Origin of the sequence: Vibrio orientalis CIP 102891 = ATCC 33934 (assembly GCF_000176235.1) — a bacterium.
In the GTDB taxonomy this organism is placed as follows: domain Bacteria; phylum Pseudomonadota; class Gammaproteobacteria; order Enterobacterales; family Vibrionaceae; genus Vibrio; species Vibrio orientalis.
The window spans coordinates 410,364-432,885 of record NZ_ACZV01000004.1; the positions used below are offsets into that span (position 1 = coordinate 410,364).

The 22,522-nt window shown below is 45.0% G+C and carries 16 protein-coding genes; 6 read left to right on the forward strand and 10 right to left on the reverse strand.

The genetic code is table 11. The features are described from left to right. The first annotated feature begins 14 nt into the window (after window positions 1–14). From VIA_RS05390 to VIA_RS05400, 3 genes are all read left to right on the forward strand, one after another. The gene (locus VIA_RS05390) at window positions 15–866 is read left to right on the forward strand and encodes a mechanosensitive ion channel family protein (RefSeq protein ID WP_004411549.1); all 852 of its coding nucleotides are present in this window, start codon (window positions 15–17) and stop codon (window positions 864–866) included. A 9-nt stretch (window positions 867–875) separates the two neighbouring features. After that, window positions 876–1,271, forward strand: a complete 396-nt coding sequence (locus VIA_RS05395; RefSeq protein WP_004411550.1) for a GFA family protein — start codon at window positions 876–878, stop codon at window positions 1,269–1,271. Between the two features lie 258 nt (window positions 1,272–1,529). Continuing rightward, window positions 1,530–3,581 (forward strand): EAL domain-containing protein, encoded by a 2,052-nt coding sequence (locus tag VIA_RS05400; RefSeq protein WP_004411552.1) that lies wholly within the window; start codon window positions 1,530–1,532, stop codon window positions 3,579–3,581. A 45-nt stretch (window positions 3,582–3,626) separates the two neighbouring features. Here VIA_RS05400 and arsB read toward each other — a convergent pair whose 3' ends face one another. Beyond that, window positions 3,627–4,700 (reverse strand): ACR3 family arsenite efflux transporter, encoded by a 1,074-nt coding sequence (arsB, locus tag VIA_RS05405; protein ID WP_004411553.1) that lies wholly within the window; start codon window positions 4,698–4,700, stop codon window positions 3,627–3,629. Window positions 4,701–4,780: 80 nt separating this feature from the next. Further along, window positions 4,781–5,125 carry an ArsR/SmtB family transcription factor gene (locus tag VIA_RS05410; protein WP_004411554.1) on the reverse strand — a complete coding sequence of 115 codons (345 nt, stop codon included), beginning with the start codon at window positions 5,123–5,125 and terminating at the stop codon, window positions 4,781–4,783. 163 nt (window positions 5,126–5,288) lie between these two features. Here VIA_RS05410 and VIA_RS05415 point away from each other — a divergent pair, with 163 nt between their 5' ends. Further along, the gene (locus VIA_RS05415; protein ID WP_004417779.1) at window positions 5,289–8,039 is read left to right on the forward strand and encodes a M16 family metallopeptidase; all 2,751 of its coding nucleotides are present in this window, start codon (window positions 5,289–5,291) and stop codon (window positions 8,037–8,039) included. 44 nt (window positions 8,040–8,083) lie between these two features. Here the strand turns inward: VIA_RS05415 and VIA_RS05420 are convergent, their stop codons facing one another. The 6 genes from VIA_RS05420 to VIA_RS05445 all read right to left on the reverse strand — a co-directional run bounded on the left by VIA_RS05420 (window position 8,084) and on the right by VIA_RS05445 (window position 16,677). Next, window positions 8,084–8,701 (reverse strand): lipase family alpha/beta hydrolase, encoded by a 618-nt coding sequence (locus VIA_RS05420; RefSeq protein ID WP_004411556.1) that lies wholly within the window; start codon window positions 8,699–8,701, stop codon window positions 8,084–8,086. Window positions 8,702–8,825: 124 nt separating this feature from the next. Next, window positions 8,826–9,593, reverse strand: a complete 768-nt coding sequence (locus tag VIA_RS05425) for a hypothetical protein (RefSeq protein ID WP_004411557.1) — start codon at window positions 9,591–9,593, stop codon at window positions 8,826–8,828. 220 nt (window positions 9,594–9,813) lie between these two features. Beyond that, window positions 9,814–10,602: a PhzF family phenazine biosynthesis protein gene (locus VIA_RS05430; protein ID WP_004411558.1), complete on the reverse strand. Its 789-nt coding sequence runs from the start codon at window positions 10,600–10,602 to the stop codon at window positions 9,814–9,816. Between the two features lie 147 nt (window positions 10,603–10,749). Then, window positions 10,750–13,587 carry an FAD-binding and (Fe-S)-binding domain-containing protein gene (locus VIA_RS05435; protein WP_004411559.1) on the reverse strand — a complete coding sequence of 946 codons (2,838 nt, stop codon included), beginning with the start codon at window positions 13,585–13,587 and terminating at the stop codon, window positions 10,750–10,752. Window positions 13,588–13,688: 101 nt separating this feature from the next. Continuing rightward, on the reverse strand, window positions 13,689–14,828 hold the full coding sequence (gene lldD / locus VIA_RS05440) for an FMN-dependent L-lactate dehydrogenase LldD (protein WP_004411560.1): 1,140 nt from the start codon (window positions 14,826–14,828) through the stop codon (window positions 13,689–13,691). Between the two features lie 157 nt (window positions 14,829–14,985). Beyond that, window positions 14,986–16,677, reverse strand: coding sequence for an L-lactate permease (locus VIA_RS05445; protein ID WP_004411561.1), 1,692 nt, complete (start codon window positions 16,675–16,677; stop codon window positions 14,986–14,988). Window positions 16,678–16,832: 155 nt separating this feature from the next. Between VIA_RS05445 and VIA_RS05450 the strand changes: the two genes are divergently transcribed. Beyond that, window positions 16,833–17,732, forward strand: a complete 900-nt coding sequence (locus tag VIA_RS05450) for a LysR family transcriptional regulator (RefSeq protein WP_004411562.1) — start codon at window positions 16,833–16,835, stop codon at window positions 17,730–17,732. Between the two features lie 90 nt (window positions 17,733–17,822). Here VIA_RS05450 and VIA_RS05455 read toward each other — a convergent pair whose 3' ends face one another. Beyond that, window positions 17,823–19,445 carry an ABC transporter ATP-binding protein gene (locus VIA_RS05455; protein ID WP_004411563.1) on the reverse strand — a complete coding sequence of 541 codons (1,623 nt, stop codon included), beginning with the start codon at window positions 19,443–19,445 and terminating at the stop codon, window positions 17,823–17,825. A 12-nt stretch (window positions 19,446–19,457) separates the two neighbouring features. Further along, window positions 19,458–19,952 (reverse strand): hypothetical protein, encoded by a 495-nt coding sequence (locus tag VIA_RS05460; protein WP_004417781.1) that lies wholly within the window; start codon window positions 19,950–19,952, stop codon window positions 19,458–19,460. Window positions 19,953–20,157: 205 nt separating this feature from the next. On the opposite strand from VIA_RS05460, the gene VIA_RS05465 reads away from it, so the two are divergent. Beyond that, the gene (locus tag VIA_RS05465) at window positions 20,158–22,518 is read left to right on the forward strand and encodes a Lon protease family protein (RefSeq protein WP_004411565.1); all 2,361 of its coding nucleotides are present in this window, start codon (window positions 20,158–20,160) and stop codon (window positions 22,516–22,518) included. Window positions 22,519–22,522 lie beyond the last annotated feature (4 nt).

Genomic DNA, 22,522 nt, shown 5'->3' on the forward strand with positions numbered 1-22,522 from the left:
AGCAGGAGTAGTACGTGGAGAAAGTACAAGCCGTCATCGATTTTCTTCTATCCCATAAACTAGTTTTTACCGCATTGATTATCACGCTCATAGCGATTATTCGTCGTGTGGTGTTATCAATGATCCGTGGCGACGTAGCGTTTGTCTCTGAGGAACAGCGCAACTGGATGTCGCGCACCAAAAACGGCACTTTCATCATCACAGTGCTACTGCTGTTTATTTTGTGGCAATCAGAGATTAATGAGTTTGCCCTGTCAGTCACCGCTATTGCCGTTGCGATTGTCGTAGCATCAAAAGAGATCATCCTTTGCTTCACTGGTTCTATTCAGCGCGCGAGTTCTCGTTCATTTCGTATTGGTGATTGGATTGAAGTAGGTAAAATTTGTGGCGAAGTGATTGAGCACAATATGATGGCAACGGTCATCCAAGAGATAGACTTGTATCACGGCCAGTACCATTTCACAGGTAAAACAGCGACTTTACCAAATAGTATGTTCTTCACTTATCCAGTGAAAAACCTCAATTTCATGAAGCGCTATGTTTATCATGACTTCTCAATCATCGTGCCTAAGTTTGTCAATTTATTTCCCTTAGTACCACTTATGCTAGAAAAGATTGATGAACACACAAACTATTTCAATGAAGTAGCTAAACGCTACAATGCGATGATTGAAAAGCACGCGGGTGTCGATTTACCAGGTGCAGAGCCTCACATCCATATCACGAGCGGTGGTACCGGAGAGCAGGTGGTTCATTTCATGTTGTTCTGCCCAACGGATAAGGCAACTCACCTAGAGCAAGAAATTCGGGCGGACTTTATGGCGCTATATGAGGAGCGCTTTCCGTGTGAAGAGAAATCGAACTAAGGGATAGGTATGATTAATAAAATCGGCGAAACGGATATTCATCTTAAACACAAAGCGACCTGTCATTGCGGGGCTGTAGAGCTTGAGCTGACACTGCCAAATGGAATAGAAAACCCGCGCCGATGTGATTGCTCAATTTGTCGCCGCAAAGGGGCTATTGTCGCGTCGGTAAAACTTGATGGTATTCGGGTTGTAAAAGGGCAAGATTCGCTAAAGCTTTATCAATTTAATACCAATACCGCCAAGCACTTCTTCTGTTCTCATTGCGGAATCTATACTCATCACCAGCGACGTTCGTTCCCAGACGAATATGGCTTTAATGTTGGCTGTTTGGAAGGAGTAAACCCTTTTGAACTGGGGGACGTTGTCATGAATGATGGGGTTAATCATCCTGCAGATCGCTAGAGCAAACGATAAGAAACGCATAAAATCAGACTTATCTTATTGATAAGGATTGTTTGTCGAGACGAGTAAATATTTGATTGGAGATTTTGCTGTTATAAGAGTATGTTGCGCGCAATTGCCGATATGAGCTCAGTTACGCAAAACCGAGCGCAGCATAAGGAAAGTCATAACTCATTAAGGGACTGCTGTAAATTCGGCAACAGTAGTGTGCAGACAGGCGCACTGTTTATCGATATATAATGGCTTACTAACTCCTTAATGAACAACAACTCGATCTATTCTGTAATCACTAAGATATCAGAAAACGTATACTTGAATGGGCTCTGCAACGTTTTCGTAATGCTCCTTCCTGTTTCACTTCTCTCGGCCTTTACCATGCTAATTGGTAACGGACTGGCGTGGTTAGGCTATTTATCCCTATCGGAATACCTCTATTTTATCAGCACTTTGATCTGGAAATTGTTTCCGCTTCTCTTGCTGGTTTACTATGCGCTGTTTTTATCACGCCTGCACAGGCTTTCGCGCACGATTATTGTCACACCGTCTTTGCTCGTCTATGTAATTCTGTGCAATGAGTGGGGGCTTTTGCATGTCGGTTCGGTGCTGCCTGCAAACTACCCATTGGCAATCGCGACACCGCTATTAATTGCGTTTTCTGTGAAGCACATGACGCGTCGTAGACTGTTCGTCAACAGCGAGTTACCCAATGTCGTTGACCAGTCGATCAACCTTATTTTTGCGACTGTGCTTTTGGTGTTCGTCTATACCGTTGTCGGACATCTACTGGGCGCGTGGTTCCAGTCGAATACCAATGCAAGCGCCTTTGTGCCTGAGTTAGGCGTTCACTCATTATTTGATGCACTCTGGTATGAGCTAATTCGTAATTTATTGTGGAGCATTGGGATCAATGGTCACATCATCTTTTCGCCATATAAAGCCGAATTGTATCAACTGACAAGTAGTAGTTTTGAACTGTACAAAGAGTTGGGAGCACATCTTCCAATACTGACCAGTAACTTCTATGACATCTATGCAGGAATTGGTGGGGCAGGTAATACGCTTAGCTTAGTACTGTGCATGCTGTTTTTTACACGCAATAAAGGCTATCGAAATTTGGCTATTGCCACCTTGATCTTGAGTATCTTTAATATCAATGAACCGATTTTGTTTGGTTTGCCGGTGATATTTAACCCCGTGCTTATCGTACCGTTTTTGCTGACGCCACTGGTCGCGATATGTGTCGCTTACTTTGCGACGTACATTGGTTTTGTGCCTCCGATATCTGAATTTGTTAGTTGGATGACTCCAGCATTTATCAGCGGTTATTTAGCAACGGGAGAGCATGTCAGTGGGGCGTTGCTGCAACTTGTAATCATCGCGATTGGTGTGTTGATCTATTTGCCGTTCTTTAAACAAATGGACAAAGTAATTGGCAGTCATGCGATATTTTCCAAAGGCTCTTCGGATGAGTTTTTTAACTATGAAGCGATCGGAAATAGTCGAAGTGTTGCTTTGCTACCGCACATGAGTAACAGCTTGAGTGCCCAGCGTCATATTAGTCACTTGCAACAGACTGGCGAGTTCGTGCTTTTCTATCAACCACAGATTGATGCTGAGAGCAAAGAAGTCAGCTCTCTAGAGGTATTAATAAGACATAAAAGTGGTGATGGTAAAATCACGCCGCCGACGTTCTTGTCGAGCTTCTCCAAATTGGGACTGACATCGGAACTTGATTTATGGGTGATACAGAAAGCCTTGGAAGAAGTATCACCACTGGCTAAGAATCAATCATTTAAAGTTTCGATCAACGTATCGACTGAGACTTTCTTGATTCCGAACTTTGCCGAAACAGTGATTGGTTTGATTGAGCAAAGTTCTTTGACGTTTGAACAGGTGGAACTGGAAATTACGGAAGATCTATTGATACAAGATGAGCAAGCGACGTGGGGAGTATTTCAGCAGCTAAAAGAGCGCGGTATCGGCATCGCGCTAGATGACTTCGGTGCAGGGTACTCGTCAATTGGTTACTTGGGTAAGTATGATTATGACAAAGTCAAAATCGACCGTTCCTTAGTGTTGAACTTGAAGCATCGTAATGGCCGAGAAATGTTTCGCTTGACCAGTGAAATCGTTCGGCTAACAGGGGCAGAGATAGTCGTTGAGGGTGTTGAAGAGCAAGAGGAGTTTGAATTCATTGTTGGTCAAGGTATCAAGCTTATTCAAGGCTACTTTTTTTATCGGCCGATGCCTTTTGAAGAAGTGCAAGATTTGATGATTCATCATCAAGGCAAGCAATACGCGTCTGTATAACAGAAAGCCCCGACAGAGTTGTCGGGGCTTTTGTCTCTACGAGTTTTACGGGTAATACTTGTTTTTCATTTTGAGCGCAACATTGACCAATGCGATCAAAACCGGGACCTCAATTAGAGGGCCAATTACCCCAGCAAAAGCTTGATCAGAATTAAGACCAAACACTGCAATACTCACCGCGATTGCTAACTCGAAGTTATTACCAGTAGCGGTAAAGGCGATAGAAGCGTTCTTATCATATTCGATACCCATCTTCTTACCGATGAAGAAGCTAACAAAGAACATCACCACAAAGTAGATCGCCAGCGGGATAGCGACTCGGAACACATCCATTGGCAGTTCAAAGATCATTTCGCCCTTTAAACTGAACATCAAGACAATGGTCGCCAGCAGAGCGATAAGAGTCATTGGAGAAATACGTGGAATAAACACGTCGTTGTACCACTGTTCGCCTTTTAACGCTGTTAGCCACTTACGGCTGAGGAAGCCGGCTAAGAAAGGAATGCCTAAGTAGATAAGCACGCTTTCAGCGATTTCTAACATTGAAATATCGACGTCAAAACCTTGGTAACCAAGCACTGGCGGCAGCACGGTAATAAATAACCAAGCCATAAAGCTATAAGTAACAATCTGGAAAGCACTGTTCAATGCGACCAGAGCAGCACCATATTCCTTGTTACCTCCACCAATATCATTCCATACCAGTACCATAGCGATACAACGAGCAAGACCAATCAGAATAATACCAACCATATATCCGGGCTTGTCACCAAGGAATATTAGTGCAAGAACAAACATCAAAATAGGACCAACAATCCAGTTCATCACAAGTGATAGGGTGATGGCTTTTTTATCTTTACGGACTTTGCCGAGTAGACCGTAGTTAACCTTAGCTAAAGGTGGGTACATCATCAGGATCAAGCCAATAGCCAGAGGAATATTGGTGCTGCCGACAGACATTGACTCATTCCACTCAGCGACTTGAGGGAACAGTACTCCAATGCCAATACCGATAGCCATCGCGACAAAGATCCAAACCGTCAGGTAGCGGTCTAGGAAGCTCATATTTGTTGAAGCTGATGCTGTTTCATCATTGTGGGTTGCAACTTGCTGTTTCATGGCAACACTCTCTTTCGTTTATCGTCGAATGACGATTTTGTCATTTTAAAATAAGGGAAGTGAGTACTTCCCCATAGTAACTAGCTAAATACAGAGCTAAACATTTTCGAAAACTGTTCAATCTCAGGCATGTTAACGCGATAACATACTTTTGGTGGCATTGGTTCTGCAGTAATAAACCCGGCCTGTTTCAGTATTCTTAAGTGTTCTGAAACCGTAGACTGCGCTAGACCTAGCTCAGAGACTAGATCACTATTCAAACACCCGCCCATTTTTTCCAAATTGAGTAGAATTTTAATAATTCTGACTCTCGCTGGGTGAGAAATTGCTTTCGCTTGGGCTGCGAGTTTAAGCTCCTGAGCACGTTCTTGTTCTGAAGACTCAAAGGCTTTGCTGCTGGTGGCGTTACACTGAGATTTAGTCATTCCCAATCCAAAAAAGTTAATCGTCGAATCACGATAGATAATACTCCGGTTGTATCAGTTCTGCAACTAGATCGCGGAATTGTAAATAGCGCTATAAAATTTATAAAACAAATCATTCATTTAGCGTATATTCGTACTGAATTTATAACAATAAAGTATGGCTATGAAAAAAATATTTATATTAATTTTATTAGTGCTTGTCGGATGCACACAATCAAAACAGGAAGTGCCAATTGAGGCAGATTCCGGTTGGACCTCTGGCGTTTTGGAGAATGGTCTACGTTTTCATATATACCCAACGGAAGGTGAGTCGGTTGCGTTGCGCATGTACGTTCACATTGGTTCGGCACACGAAAGTGATAGCCAAAAGGGTTATGCTCACTTTTTAGAGCATATGGCCTTTAATGGTTCACGTAACTTTAGTTCCAACGACATTGTCGACTTGTTCGAGCATTCAGGGTTGACCTTTGGTGCGGATATTAATGCCTATACCTCTTACTATGAAACGGTATATCAACTTGATTTACCTGACTCGGATCAGCTAAGTAATGGCGTTAAGTGGATGCGTGATATTGCCGATGGCCTAGATTTATCACCTCAGGAAATAGAAAAAGAGAAAGGGGTGATTCAAGGTGAGTTTCGTAGAACGCGACTTGAAAACAAATCATTATCTGAAAAGTACTATGACCAGCTTATCAAAGGAACCGAGCTAGAGGATCTTGATCCGCTTGGAACCAAAGAATCGGTTAATGCAGCGACTTCTAATTCCATCAGAGCATTTTATGAGGCTTGGTATCAGCCTCAGTTGACAGAGGTAGTGATTACTGGTGATGTTACGCCTGCTCAAGCGGAGAAACTCATCAAAAGCCAGTTTTCAAGCTGGGAAGGTGGACAACTACCTGATGGTGCCGAGATTAAGAAAACTGCGTTGACTCTGAACGATCTGACTGAAGTTATCGGTGAATATGACGCGCCTAGCATCTCTCTTTTGCTTGATAGAGCGCCAGCGGCGATAGAGACTCAAAGCGACCTTACCAAGCTGTGGATGGACGATATTATTCAACAGCTTATTTGGACTCGTCTTGATGCAAATCTTAGTCACGCTGCGCAGCCAGTCCAGAGTTTATACTCTTCTTCTTATTACATTAACTATCGACGTTATGCGCTTATGTCAGTGAGCTTTTCTGACGCTGAAAGAGCCGCGACGCAAAAACTGTTTATCGAAACACTGGCTTCGTTAAGAGACCATGGTGTTTCTGAGCTTGAACTTGAAGCGGCCATGGCTTATTACCTCCAGCAGGTCAAAACTGTGGATGAGCAGTGGGATCAACGAAGCGCGCAGGATATCGCGGAGTCGAAAGTAAATGCGATTTCCTTTGGCGAACCGATTCAATCTAAGCAAGATTATCAGTTGAGCTTAGAACAGTTCATCCAATACGCGACGTTTAAACGAGTTAATGAGCAGCTTGCGCAGTTCTTGGCGCAAGAGTACAGCTTAGTGTTAGGCGCGAGTTCAGCAAGTCAGGTTGAAACACTTGCTCTGTCAATGCCTAGTGTTCGTTCGCAACTGAAGCAACAAGGTACTAAACCCTTAACATTGGCGTCGACAGAAGATGAGCTTGGTCGTCCTGATGGTAGTGGGGCAATCGTTAGTGAAAAAACGCTAGATTCAGGCTTTACCGTTTGGCAATTGTCGAACGGTGTCGAAGTTTGGTTTGAACCTGATGCTGACGCAGGGGAATATGCGCGCTTGGTGTACGGCAGTCAGGGTGGCAAGGCAGCACTAGACCCGAGCTTATACCCGGCATCAGAACTGGCGGTAGCGACGATTACAAGAAGTGGTATCGGAGGCTTTGATGGCTCAGGCTTAGATTCATACTTGCGACGCAACAGTATCGAAGTTTATCCATTTATTGGTTTCACGCACCATGGTCTAGAAATTGGTGCGCCTAAAGATAAGTTGGCAGAGACACTGAATGTGATGTTCAACATTGCCACTAATGCGAACGTGTCAAACAGACAGCTTGAAACGGTGGCCCGCGAAAATATTGAAGGTATAAACCGTTACCTTGATACTCCTGTCGGGAAATGGACACGCGAAATCAACCGTAATAGCTATTTGCCACAGAGTTACCATTACATGGTGTCGGCTCCTGAAATGTCGATGGTAAATGAAGCTCAAATCAAAGAGGTTCACAAGCAGCTCTTCTCGGTAAATCGCGCCAACAAACTCGTCATCATCGCCGATCTATTACCAGCCCAAGTCCGCGAGATGCTGCGCTTCTATGTTGCATCAATACCATTAGAAAGCGCTTCACAGTACGCGTTTTCTGCAGACTACAACCTGAAACCTAAATCGCGTATCGATATGCCAATCCACAATGAGCCGAATAGTTACTACTTGGTTCGTGTGACAAACCCAAGCGTTGCAGCCAATGACGTCGAATCTGTGTTTATCGACGATATGATTCAGCGCCTGCTTTCTAAGCGTTTAACAGAGTACATTCGAGAAGATTTAGGTCTTGATTATGCGCCCGATAACTATGTTACCGCGCAAGATAGCGAGCCAAGCACGGACTGGTTGATTGAAGCTCAGGTAGCCCCGAGTGATATCAGTAAAGTTGACGCTGCGGTGGATAAAGTGATTGAAGAACTGCTGTTAGGTGTCAATCAGGAAAATGTGGACTTGGTCGCGAAGCAACTCGTGGTTGCGCTACAGCCACTAGAGGATGATACGGTAGAAAGAGCTTGGTTCTATGCGCGTTATTTGATACATGATTATGGTGTTGATGCTTTGACTGATGTCGAAAGTATGGCTCAATCAATTACGAAAGAGGCGTTTAATCAGCGCATTCAACAAGTCTTTGGCGAACAATCGCTAAAAACGAAATATACGTTAACTCCGAAAGAATAACTTAGCAAGTTACCCGTAAAGCAGCGTCTTCAGGCGCTGCTTTTTTAGTTTTGGAAATGATGATTTTGGATGAAATGGTGGATTTGGTTGGGTACCAAAGCACTATAAATTAGGCTTGTGTGGCTACTTTTTATTTCGACATGATCCGCCATCCCATCAAGCTTAGTCTCTTCAACCGTAACGGTCCCATCGGACATCATTCGATTATCCATTAATAGCAAAGAACGTACTCCTAGTGGCAAAGTACCTGCAATACTGCCGAGCTTTTGTGGCAATGCCCACGCACTCTCATGTTGTTTGAGCCCAAAGTCAGGAGAGTTCCCTAGTATAGCGCTCATTCCTAACTCTTGAATTCTGGTGACAATTGATGCGCCTTTGAGCGGAGAGCCAATAGTGACAACATGCGAGACTTTTGAGATGGGAAGCTGGCGATCTTCTAAATAACGTTTGATGATCAAACCACCCAAACTGTGACCAACGAGAACATTGGGCATTGAGTCTGATAAGGTTTTGTCGAGCATAGAGAACAGACGCTGTTCATTAATCGCGACACTATTGTAGGAAAGAATTTTGGTTCTATAGCCATACTTGCGTAATTTGTGGCCAAGGGGCTGCATGGCCATACCGTGCATATACAAACCATGCAGAATAATTACCTTCATCCATACCTCCTAACTATCGTTTTAATTCAGACGCTTAAGTAAGAAGATGATTATACACTGTGTCACTACTAAGCGGATAGTGCTCTGGAAAGCACTATCCGTTACTTAAGTTAGAATCGTGCAATTAACTGCGAGTAAAGCGGAAGGTTTGTAGCTTTTGCTGCTCACCCTCGATAAATGCATAGCTCTCAAGAAGCCAAACATTTGGGCCAGCAAACCCAAGTTCTACGTGAATGTCAGCGCTGTTAATGGCTTGGTAAATGATATCGTTAGTGTTGATCGGATAGAAGTTGTACCTGCTTGAATTGCTTTGCTTTTCACCAGCAAAGTTTACGCTAACTTCCTTGGTATTATTGATGATTGACATCTGGTAGCCATCCACAGAGGTATAAGAAAATGTTGCAGTTAGATCGATGCCTTGGCCATTAACGATGCTCACATCGGCTTGGGTGGTTTTTGCCAATGACCCATTTGCGTTTAAAGGCTTCATCTCATTCATATCTTTGCTGTGAGTTTGAATGTTCACGTTCCAGTCACCGACAAAATTATCTAGCTTGTCCCAGTTTTGCTGTACGGCAGGACTATTGCTCTGAGTGCTGTTGCCGATCTGAGCGATAGCAACATCACGGCTACTAGAGCGACTTGCTTCGCGGTTATTTTGTATATCGGCTGAAGCACCAGCAACACCGCCAGCGACACCACCGGCAATAGCCCCTTGCATTGCGAGCTCAGCATCTCCGGTTAAAGCGCCAAGTGTTAAACCGAGTAATGCGCCACCAGCCGCACCTTGCTTGGTAAGCGCATTAGGATCGTCTTCTCCTGGGGTAACACAACCAGCAAGAAGGGGGAGAGAAAGGGCGATTGCAAGAGATGTTTTGATTGTAGGGTTCATAACCAAGTTCCTAAAACAGTGTTTTTTATTTCGTTAAACGGTAACCGGTGATTGTCAGAGTCTTGTGAGTGAAACGCGTTAAAGCGTAACGGTATATTTCAGACTGTTTCACGGGGTAATTGCTTTAGATTTAGGCTACGTGATGGAAGGGAAAGGATCTATTCACCGGTGATTATATCGCTCATAACCACCAGTGATGAATCGGTACGCGAGATGTGCTCTAAACGAATATTTTTCCGTGTGAGTACGGAACGACATCACCTGACACTATTACTTGGTCTGGCTCTACGTGGCAGTAAAGTGTGCCCCCGCGCTTTGACGCCTGATAGGCTAATAAATTGGGTTTGTTTAATCTTTTAGCCCAGAAAGGAGCAAGTCCAGCATGGATAGAGCCTGTAACAGGATCTTCATCGCCACCATTGGCAGGCCAGAAATAACGAGAAATGAAGTCGTATTTTTCACTCGCTGCTGTCACTACCACGTCGTAAGGTGCAAGCTGTTTTAAGTATTCACTTTTTGTTTCTAAATTGAAGATGTCCTGTTCGTCGTCATAAATGGCAAAGTAAGCCTGCTCACTTCTAAGTACTTCTCTTGGCTGGATAGATAAGCCTTCAAGAAGCATTGATGGCGTTTCAACAGGTACAGGCTCACGCAGTGGGAAACACATCAATATTCGGCCGGATAAATCTTTTTCTACGGTTAGTGGGCCCACTGTTCTGGTTTCAAATTGAATCACTTCGCCTGCGTCAAAATGGTGGAAAAGTACGTACGCAGAGGCGAGCGTCGCATGGCCACAAAAATCGACTTCACAAAGGGGAGAGAACCAGCGAATCTCAAATTTGTCGATACCAATCGGTTTGATAAAAGCGGTTTCAGACAAATTGTTTTCTGCGGCAATCTTCTGCATTACTTCATCACTGAGCCAATCATTGACGGGGACAACGGCGGCGGAGTTACCACTGAATCTCTGCTGAGTAAATGCGTCGCAGACAAACATTTCAAATTCCATAGTCATTCCTTATGAGGTACTGAGGCAGATGGGCAAATTATTATCTTTTGTTACAGCTTAGACAGGAAAATGCCCTAGGGTTGCGACCAAGTTCTAACAGAAACACCCCTAGGTAACATTTACTTTTACGAAAACTTTGAAGCGTGTTTATAACGGGCTACTAACCTCATCAACCAAGTACAGAATCGACTGATAGGGAATACCGCTATGGTGCGATAGGCCAATTTCACATGTTCGGCTATTACTAAATCCGCGCTGACAATGTTCTGGTACTTGTTGTTTCAAAGGATGAACAGCAGCAGCATTAAGTTCTGGTGTGGTAAACCCTTTATCACCGGCCCAACCACAGCAAGTAATATGTTCAGGCACAACTACGTCAGAGACACACCGTTTGGCGAGATTAAGCATGTCACTAGAGAGTCCCATACGTTGAGAGCTACAGGTGATATGTAGCATCACGGTTTCTTGCTTTGGCGAAATAGAAAGATTGTCGATAAGGTACTTGGAAACAAAACCCGTTGGCTCAAGAATCTCTAAAGGGCGGGTAAAGTTCTCAATACTACGCTTAGCGCATGGGCTTGTATCCATAAGAATTGGGTATTCACCTTCGTAACTGGCTTTCCACAGAGCGGTTTCAAGCTGCTTAGACTTTTCACTCGCAATGTCAGTCATGCCTTTACTATCGTATGGCATGCCACAGCATTGATCATCAAGAGAGTCGGGGATGATGACTTCAAATCCAGCCTTTTTAATAAGTGACAATGTCACTTCGGTCAGGCTTCTTTGATCATCAGCATTGATTTGTTGGCCCATGGTACGTGACGCACATGACGGAAGATAAACCACTTTCTTATCCGAGCGAACGAGTCGCTCCATCGCTTTATCCAAATCATGAGAGTTTGCTTGAGGAGTTTCAGGAAGCCAAATCGGCGTTTTGCCTTTACTCACCTTACGAATACCATTCGTCACCTTAGCCACGCTGTTTTCTCCAATGACCTTCACCGCAAGTTTATTGGCTTTAAGTGAGGCGCGAGTTAAGGCAGTCGTAGTGCTGAAGTGATCCGCTGTCCACTTCGCAATCGGGGTAAACTTCTGGTATTTCTCAGTGCGCAGCTGTTTAACAAGATCGCCAGTGTTGATGCCAACTGGGCAGCGATCGGCACATAACCCAGTAGCAGCGCAGGTATCTAACCCTTGGTACTCAAATATTTGCGCTAACTCAGTGGCTTCAGTTTGTTCTCCTGCATCTCGACGTCTTTGTAACTCACGGTAGAGAACGATGCGCTGGCGAGGCGAGAGCGTTAATGTGCGAGAAGGACATACAGGTTCGCAGAAGCCACACTCAATACAGCGGTCAACCAACGAGTCTGCAGCAGGCATCGGCTTTAAATTTTCCAGATGTGAGCGAGGGTTGTCGTTAATAATGACTCCAGGGTTTAGTAGACCTTGTGGATCAAATAGAGCTTTGATCTTTTGCATCAACTGATAGCCGTCTTTGCCCCATTCCAATTCAACATAAGGTGCCATGTTTCGTCCGGTGCCATGCTCAGCTTTTAGCGAACCTTGATATTTAACTGCAACCAACTCTGCGACATCATCCATAAATCCACCATAGCGGTCGATTTCGCTTTGAGATTCGAAGCCTTGGGTGAAGACAAAGTGGAGATTGCCTTCTAGCGCATGGCCAAAAATAATCGCTTCAGAGTATTGGTATTCATCAAACAATGCTTGTAGGTCACGAAGGCCATTGGCTAGGTTTTCTACCGGGAAGGCCACATCTTCAATAATGACAGTGGTACCCACTTCTCGCACGGCGCCGACAGCAGGGAACATGCCTTTGCGGATACCCCAAAGTGTAGCGACGGTTTTAGGATCTAGCGTAAAAGGGACCGATTCAATAATGGAATAGTCTTCAAGTGCGGCCATTATTGTTCGGCACTGTGTATCAATCGTCGCTTGGTCGCTTGCGTGGGTCTCGACCAATAGCGCTGTCGCTTCCAAGTCTAACTGTTGAATAAAGCTAGGCATGCCAGGTTTATCGGCAACCGAGCGCAATGCTCGACCATCCATTAACTCAACAGCTGCAACGGGAGTTTTTGACAGGGTAGTGACGGCTTGGCTGGCTTCTTCGAGATCGGCGAAAACCAATAGGGTAGAGGCTTTGAAGTTGTGTTCAATAACCGTATTGTAGGTGACCTCAGCAATGAAGCCGAGCGTACCTTCAGAGCCGATCATTAAGTGTTCTAGGACTTCTATCGGGTCACTAAAGTCGACCAATGCATTAAGTGCGTAGCCTGTGGTGTTTTTTAAGCGATATTTATGGCGGATTCGTTCACTTAGGGCTTCATTGTTTTGAGTTGCGCTGATGAGCGCATTTAAGCCATCAATGATATCAGGACGAGTCGCTTTAAACGCAGCAATACTTTCCTCACTCGCGGTATCGAGCAGGGCTCCATCGCTAAATACGACTTTAATACTATCAATGGTGCGGTAAGAGTTTTGAGCGGTACCACAGCACATGCCACTGGCGTTGTTGGCAGCAATTCCGCCAATTTTACAGGTATTGATCGAAGCTGGGTCTGGGCCTATCTTTCGTTGAAATGGGGCAAGGTATTTATTGGCATCGGCACCGATGACTCCCGGTTGAAGAAGTATCTTGTTGCCATCATCGATGATTTCATGACCGCGCCAATCATCTGTCAACGTAAAGAGCACGGAGTCAGACACCGCTTGCCCAGATAAACTTGTACCCGCAGCTCTAAAAGTAAAATGGATGTTCATCTCACGACAACATTGAATCGCATAAATGACTTCTTGAAGACTTTTAAGTCGCAACACTATTTGCGGAACCAGTCGATAAAAGCTAGCGTCAGTTCCGTACGCTAAGCGTTTAGCATGTTCAGTGATGATTCTCTGTTGTTCAATTTCAACGGCGAGCAGGGCTTCGAGCTGTTGATAGCGGTTATCGTTGAGACGATTCGACATGTAAGCTTCCTTGTGTTTGCCACTGGTGTTGTCTTTTTTATTTATCCAGTAGATGAAAAAGTGTCACAGTTTCAATGTGTTTGCTGTGACACCTTCTGAATTTACTTAATTTTGACCAGTGAATCGCTGTTTAAGTCTTTGATACTTTTAGCGCCGGTCAATGTCATTGCGACGCGCATCTCTTTCTCATACAGATCGAGCAGGTTCTCAACACCAGTTTGACCTTGAGCAGCCAGTGCATAAATGAAGGATCGACCAAGTAGAGTACAGTCAGCGCCAAGTGCAAGCATACGCACTACATCAAGGCCGGTTCTGATGCCTGAATCGACGAATATTTTTAAGTCACCTTTTACTGCGTCAGCAATCGAGGGGAGCGCTTTCGCGGTTGACAGTACCCCGTCTAGCTGGCGACCACCGTGGTTGGAAACGACGATGCCATCTGCACCAAAAGAGACCGCATCTTTAGCATCTTGCTCATCTAAGATGCCTTTGATGACCATAGGACCGTCCCAAAAGTCGCGAATCCACTCTAGATCTTTCCAACAAATAGAAGGGTCGAAGTTGTCACCCAGCCAGCCGATGTAATCTTCAAGCTTGGTCGGTTCACCGCGGTAAGTAGAAATATTGCCAAGGTCATGGGGCTTGCCCATTAGCCCGACATCCACTGCCCAGCTTGGGTGGCGCATCGCCTGAAATACACGACGTGCAGCCGCATTCGGCCCACTCATTCCTGAATGCATGTCGCGATAGCGTGCGCCTGGTACTGGCATATCGACAGTAAAGACCAGCGTAGTCACTCCAGCGGCTTTTGCTCGCTCTAAAACGTTTTTCATGAAGCCGCGATCTTTTAGCACATAGAGTTGGAACCACATCGGGCGTTCAATCGCTGGCGCAACCTCTTCGATTGGACAGACAGACACCGTCGACATGGTAAAAGGAATACCCTTGTTTTCAGCAGCTTTAGCGGCTTGAACCTCACCGCGGCGAGCATACATCCCAGTAAGACCAACAGGTGCTAACGCGATTGGCATTGAAAGTTTCTCACCAAAGACTTCCGTTTCGAGGCTAAGATCTTCCATGTTATTTAGGACGCGTTGCTTAAGCGCGATATCTGCAAGGTCTTCGGTATTTTTTCGCAGCGTATGTTCGCCGTATGAGCCGCCGTCTATGTAGTGAAAAAGAAAGGGTGGTAGCTTAGCTTTTGCAGCCGCTCGGTAATCTGTAGAGGCAGAGATAATCATATGTCAGTCCTATCAATCGTTAACTGTCACCTCTCTATGGAGGCTTTCAGGGTCTTCTCGATAAAGAAGAGGCGTTACTACTCATGTGTCGTAATTGCTTGCGCAGTTACTCGTCTATTGTCAGGGGGAAAAGTAATAACGCCTCAAATTGAAGTCTTTATTTCATTAGTGCATCGGTAATTTGTAGGCCGTAAATGGCGAATAGGCCAATCGCACCGGTTACTATTAAGTAGTACATGGTTGGAATAATGGTTTTTCTTAGCGTCGCGCCTTCACGACCTAATAGGCCAACCGTTGCTGATGCCGCTACGACGTTGTGAATAGCAATCATGTTGCCGGCAGCAGCGCCAACCGCTTGCAGAGCAACGACGACAGCGCTTGAAATTGTTAACGTTTGAGCCACTTCAAACTGGAACTGACTAAACATCATGTTGGATACGGTGTTTGAACCCGCAATGAAAGCGCCCAGCGCACCTACAGTGGCACTTAGTGCAGGGAAGGCATCACCAACAAGTCCGGCAGCAAAATTCGCTGTAGTGACAGGCATACTTGCTAGTTCTGCGCCATTGATACCTGAGTTGATAAAGATACGCACCATTGGAATGGTGAACACCAATACAAAGCCAGCGCCGATGAGTGTTTTGCTTGATTCACCAAATGCTTTTGCTAAAGGCGTAACACTACGTGATTGAAGTAACACAGCGATAAGAGCGACGAAGACTAAGATGCCACCCGGCAGGTATAAGGGTTGAATAGCGGTACTGATACCAGCTTCACCAAGGATGTTACCAAAAGAGAGGCTCACGCTACGCAGAGCGGCCTTAAACTCAGCGCTGACACGGCTAGCGACCAAAACCACAGCAAGTAAGACATAAGGGAACCAAGCTAATACCATGTTCATTGGTTTAGATTTGTTATCATCCAGTTCAATCTTAAGCGAACCTAACCACTCGGCTGGCCATTTGTTTTCGTCTTCGAAGTCCCATGTTGATTTCGGTACAAGGAAACCACGTTTAGCAGCGGATACGACGATAGCAAGGCCAACTAATCCACCAATCAATGATGGGAATTCAGCGCCAAGCAACACGCCAGTTAATGCGTAAGGGATGGTAAACGCAAGGCCAGCAAAGAGGGCGAATGGCAAGATATCTAGCCCTTCAGTCCAACTCTTATTTTTGCCAAAAAAGCGAGTTAGCATCATCGCCATTAGTACAGGGATCAATGTGCCAACGCAGGCATGGATTAGAGCGACACTTGAGGTAATTTGTTGTAAGTAAGCGTCCCAGCTTGAACCGTTAGCAATGAGCGTCTCCCCTATATTGTGCGTATCCAGACCTTTGTTGACCCCAACAATGATAGGTGTACCCACTGCGCCAAATGACACAGGCGTTGATTGGATCATCATACCCATTAGAACAGCCGCAAGCGCAGGGAAACCAATAGCGACGAGTAGTGGCGCGGCAATCGCTGCTGGCGTACCAAAACCAGAGGCTCCTTCGATGAACGAACCAAAACACCAGGCAATGATGATGGCTTGAACACGACGGTCTGGAGAAATGTTGGTGAATCCATTTCTAATCGTGGAGATAGCTCCGGTGTGTTTGAGTGTGTTGAGTAGGAAAATCGCACCGAACACAATCCAAAGGACCGAAATGGTGATACCTAAGCCTTGAAAAATTGAGGCGATGACACGAGTCGTCGACATGTCCCAAGCGAATAGGGCGATGACAACGGTTAGTCCAAAAGCGACAGGCATGGCTTTTTTGGCTGGCCAGTTAAGGCCGACAAGGAGTATGGCTGCCACCACGATTGGCGAGAAAGCCACTAGGGCAAGTATTGTTTCACTCATTAGTATGTCCTTTACATTCTGTAGGCTGAACTCTGTAGAGTTTCTTAGAATTTATATTTGTGACGTGTTTGTTAATTGGAGGTGAATTTACCTCTTTATTTTTTGTGGATATAGGGAAATAATGAAAATAATTAGTTCCAAAAGTGACATAATCAATGCGTGCAGATGACCTAATACTATTTTCTCAAGTGGTTGAAATGGGCAGCTTTAGTAAGGTGGCTGAAGCAAATAGCCTTACAAATTCGGTAGTTAGCAAAAGAATTGCCAGACTCGAAGAGGAGATAGGTGTTCAGCTATTATATCGAACAACGCGTAAATTGACGTTGACCGAGGCAGGTAAGGCGCTCACCCAAGGCGCCAAAACTGTGAAGCAAGCCACTCAGGAGGCTATGGATGCAGTTTCAGGCTTTGGCGAAAATGTTAGCGGTCATATCAAAATGTCCGTGCCTTCTATTTCCGGTGATTTGATCCTTGCTGACGCAGTTGCAGAGTTTTGTAACCTTCATCCCGGTTTATCGGTCGATATGTCGCTCGATAATCGCTTTGTTGATTTGGTTGAGGGTGGATTTGATCTCGTTATCCGAACTGGCTATCTAGAAGACTCCAGTTTGATCGCTCGGCATATACTCGATTCGCAATGGGTGGTATGTGCCTCTCCTGCCTACATTGCACGAAACAGCAAACCTAACGATCCGCAAGATCTCACCTTACACAATTGCCTTCAATATGCTTATCAAACGACGGGGGCCAGCGAGTGGGAGTTCAAAGCAGAGCAGGGCAACTATATCGTTAAAGTGTCGGGCTCGTTTTCGACTGATAACGCGACAGCTTTGAGAAAAGCCGCATTGGGGGGACATGGCGTTGCCTACGTTCCACGTTGTTTGGTCTATCATGATATTCGCAATGGACAGTTGGTGGACCTGTTTCCAGAACAAGTTGGTAAGCGATTGGGAATATATGCGGTTTATCCATTTACTCGTCAGCCGCCAAACAAAGTAAAGTTACTGATTGAACATATTCGAACACGCTATTTGGCTATCTCACATTACTTTTAAAGGCCCAATAATGAAAAAATGCCGATGCTTCCTTGCACCGGCATTAAGTCGGCGGCCAAACCGAACTTATTAAGTTTAGGTTAGGTTGACCTAAGCTGCTTCGGTTTCTTCATCCAAATCGAAGGAAGCGGCAATCAGTCTCTTGGTATAATCGCTTTGCGGACTATGAAAGATCTCATCGGCGGTGCCTTGTTCCATTACTTCACCTTTCTGCATAACCAGAACCCGATCAGACAGCGCTTTGACTACGCTCAGGTCGTGACTGATAAACAAGAAACCAATGTTATGCTTCTTTTGGATATCTTTTAGTAGGTCGATAACCGTTAACTGAACCGAACGATCAAGTGCCGATGTTGGTTCATCAAGCAAAATGAACGAAGGCTCGAGAATAAGTGCGCGGGCGATGGCAATTCGCTGTCTCTGCCCTCCGGAAAACTCGTGCGGATAACGGTTAATAGAATGTGGGTCGAGCCTCACTTCTTCCAACGCTTTACGTGCGCGAGCCATACGTTGTTGGCGGGTTAACTGCGGCTGGTGGACCGTTAGAGCCTCGGTAATAATGTCACCGACCGTCATGCGTGGAGACAACGAACCGTATGGATCTTGGAACACCATTTGAACATCTTTTTTGAGTTCAAAACGCTGCTTATCAGTGAGATTCGCGAGATCTTGCCCTCTAAATTGGATGCGACCTGTTGAAGGAAGTAACCCAATCAGCGCACGACCAAGCGTTGACTTACCAGAACCTGACTCTCCAACAATACCTAATGTTTCCCCTTGCTTTAGCTCCAAAGAGATACCTTTAACAGCCTCAAAATATTGATTCTTGCTTGGTAGAAAGTGAGATTTAATAAGGAATTTAACTCGGATATCATCAGCTTGAAGTAAGGCAGGTGCATGCTCTGAAATCGGATCTTTGCTGCCTTTTGGTATCGAGTTAATCAGCATTTGGGTGTATTCATGCTGCGGGTTAGCAAACAAAGCGTCACACTCTCCCTGCTCGACCACATCACCTTGACACATTACGATGACTCGATCAGCTAGGTGCTTTACTACCCCTAAATCGTGAGTGATGAATAAAATCGACATGCCCATTTTGGCCTGAATCTCTTTGATCAGGTTAAGCACTTCAGCCTGTACAGTCACGTCTAGAGCGGTCGTTGGTTCATCAGCAATGAGTATGTCAGGTTCATTGATAAGAGCCATAGCGATCATAATACGCTGTAGCTGACCGCCAGAAAACTCGTGTGGGTACTTGGTGTAAGCTTGCTGCGGGTTTGGCAAATGAACGAGATCGAACAGCTCCAGCACTTTCGCTTTTGCTTGTGAGCGGTTCACACTGCGATGGCACATAATTGCTTCTGCAACCTGAATACCTACGCGCATAAATGGGTTTAACGACGTCATTGGCTCTTGAAAAATCATTCCGATACGGTCGCCGCGGATGGACTGCATCTCTTTTTCAGACAGGTCGAGTAATGATTTGTTTTCGAATTCAATATGAGATTGAGAGTGGATCAGAGCGTTGTTCGGCAAAAGTTGCATCAACGCATTGGTTGAGACGGACTTACCGCTGCCTGACTCTCCAACGATTGCGAGGGTTTCGCCCTGAAATAGATCGAAACTGACATCCTTGACTGCGTCGACAATACCATCATTGGTGGTAAAGCTCACCGATAGGTTTTTAACCGATAAAATGGTCGTCTGTGACATGATATTTCCTTATTAATTTATTATGTGCGGCTGTTCCATAACAGCGTTGTATTGCTTTAGCGTTGTAAAATAGTGGTGGGCCTTTTGTACGCCTTCAAACTCAAGCATCCATTGTGCGCTGCGCTGAGCACTGCAAAACGCGCCCATGTGGGTCAATAGGTCTTCGCACTGCTTGTGGATGATGTGCTGTGTAGCATTGACCAAATCGAACGTTTCGATGGATATAAACTGAAGTTGAGCATAGGTTTGATTGAGCAGATCGAACGCTTGTTGATGCTGGCCCATCTTATTTAGGATTTCAGATTGTGAGATCGCCGCATCACGCAGTCCTGTTACAAGGCAGCTAAATTGGCACGGCTTGGTATTCTCGTCCGTTACCGCGTGTTGCAGGTGAGTAGGAAGATGGTTTAGTACTTGGTCATACAGGTAGTGAGCTTCAGGCCAATGACCTTGCTCTAATAGTTGCTCTGCTTTGAGATAGTGTGTCCAGCACTGTTGCAAATCCATATCCATATACTCCGCTAACGAATCATGGCTATATTTAAATGCAATTCATTAACCAATGCAAATGGTTATCATTTAATTTGTTAAAATTTGTCCGCGAATGAACAAAAAGTAAGCACTTAAACATGAATTGGCTGTAAGTCACTAAAATATAACCAAATCTGGCCTAAACTAGTCCTTATAGAGTATTCAATACAAGGATAGAGTGATGACAATTCAAAGACTTGAAGCCAGTCAGCTATACCTACCAGCTGAACTAGAAAAACTAGAAAGCAAGTCGACAAAAGAGTTACCGCCTATCGACGAGATTGTCGGACAGGAGCGGGCTCAAAAAGCAGTCGAGTTTGCTATGTCGATTAAAGAGAAAGGCTACAACATTTACGCGATTGGCCAAAATGGCTTAGGTAAACGGACGATGATCCTCCGATACCTTAACCGTCATCAACACGATGCTACTGAACTGTTTGACTGGTGTTACGTGGCGAACTTTGAAGATATTCGTACGCCAAGAGTACTAAAACTGCCTTGTGGTGTAGGCAGTAAGCTCAAGCAAGATATTGAAAAGCTGATGTCAAAATTGGTCAATGCAATGCCGCTTGCGTTCGATAACGAGCTCTATTTTAGCCGCGCTGATAAATTAAAAAATCAATTGGCAACTAAGCAAGAAGCTGAACTTGCGGTTATCACTAAAGATGCGAAATCTAAAGGTATTAGCTTAACGATTACTAGCCAGGGTGATTATCAATTTGTCGCGATGAATGGGGAAGATCTGCACAGCGAAGAGACGTTTGATGAGCTGAGTAAAAAAGAGCAAGAGGACTTCGGCACGGCGATTGATGATCTTGAGGTTCAGCTACGAACCATGGTTAGACAACTGACGGAATGGGAAGAGACCTACAGCGAGAAGATCAAAAAGCTGAATGATGATGTGACGTTAGACGTTATCACGCACTTCATTAAACAGTTGAAGAAGGATTACTCTGGTTATCCAGCGATTAAAACCTACCTCACCGAGCTGCAAGCGGACATTGTCGAAAATGCCGATATCTTCTTGGAACAAAGCGCGGAGCAAGGTGAAGCAGCTACGGCATCTCTCGATAAGAAATTGCCACGCCGCTACAAGGTTAACGTTTTAGTAAGCCGTAAAGATGAAGATTTTCCTATTGTGGTTGAAGAGAATCCGAACTACCACACTCTTTTCGGCTACATTGAAACGGCGACCTTCAAAGGTACGGTATTTACTGACTTCTCATTAATCCGTCCGGGCAGCCTACACAAGGCCAACGGCGGTGTGCTATTAATGGATGCGCAGAAGGTACTCGAACAACCTTACGTATGGGATGGGCTTAAGCGAGCGTTAAGAGCAAGGCAGCTTAGCTTTACTTCACTTGAAAAAGAGCTCACGTTAACAGGGACAGTTTCGTTAGATCCTGAAGCAATACCGCTGGATGTGAAAATCATCCTATTTGGCGATTACCGAACGTACCAACTTCTTCAGCACTATGATCCAGAGTTTAGTGAACTGTTTAGAGTAACGGCGGATTTCGAAGATGAAATGAAGCGTGATGCCGATTCCGAGCTGCAATACGCTAAGTTCATCTCTAGCGTCGTAAATGACAATAATATGCTTCACTGTGACCGTAAGGCGATTGCGCGCATCATTGAACATAGTTCGCGCTTGGCGGGTGATCAAAACAAGATTTCATTACACTCAGCTCATATTGCCAATTTATTACGTGAGTCAAATTACGTTGCACGGCAAGCTAATTCGAACATGATTCGTTTAAGCCATGTTGAAGAGGCACTGTCTAATCAAGAAATGCGTGTCAGTCGTTTGAAAGACAGTGTAATGGAGGGCTTTGTTAATGGAACAACGCTTATTCATACCCATGGTGAGGCGATTGGTCAGGTCAATGCATTGTCTGTATTGAGTACCAGTGAATATATGTTTGGTGCACCAAACCGAATTACTGCTACGACTTGTTACGGGGACGGTGAGGTTATCGATATTGAACGTAGTGTGGATCTTGGCGGTAGTATTCACTCCAAAGGGGTGATGATCCTCAGCGCTTATTTGTCATCAGTATTTGGTAAAACAGCCAAGGTTCCTCTCAGTACGACAATCACTTTCGAGCAATCCTATGGCGGCGTGGATGGTGACAGTGCGAGTATGGCCGAGTTCTGTGCCGTAGTGTCTGCTTTTTCAAAACAGCCAAACCGCCAAGACATTGCGATAACAGGCTCAATGAACCAGTTTGGTGAATCGCAGCCAATCGGTGGGGTGAATGAGAAGATAGAAGGCTTCTTTGACGTTTGTGGCATTAAAGGGCGCAATGACAATCAAGGGGTTATTATTCCACGCTCGAACATGCACAACCTTATGTTGCGTCCTGATATCGTTAAGGCGGTAGAGAAAGGGGAGTTCAATATCTGGGCGATTGACCATGTGACAGAAGCAATTGAATTGTTTACTGGTAAGCCAGCAGGTACGCCGAGTGAAGAAGGCAGTTACCCAATCGATACCATTTACGGTATCGCCCAGGCTAAACTTAATGCGTTAAGAAAATAGTGAG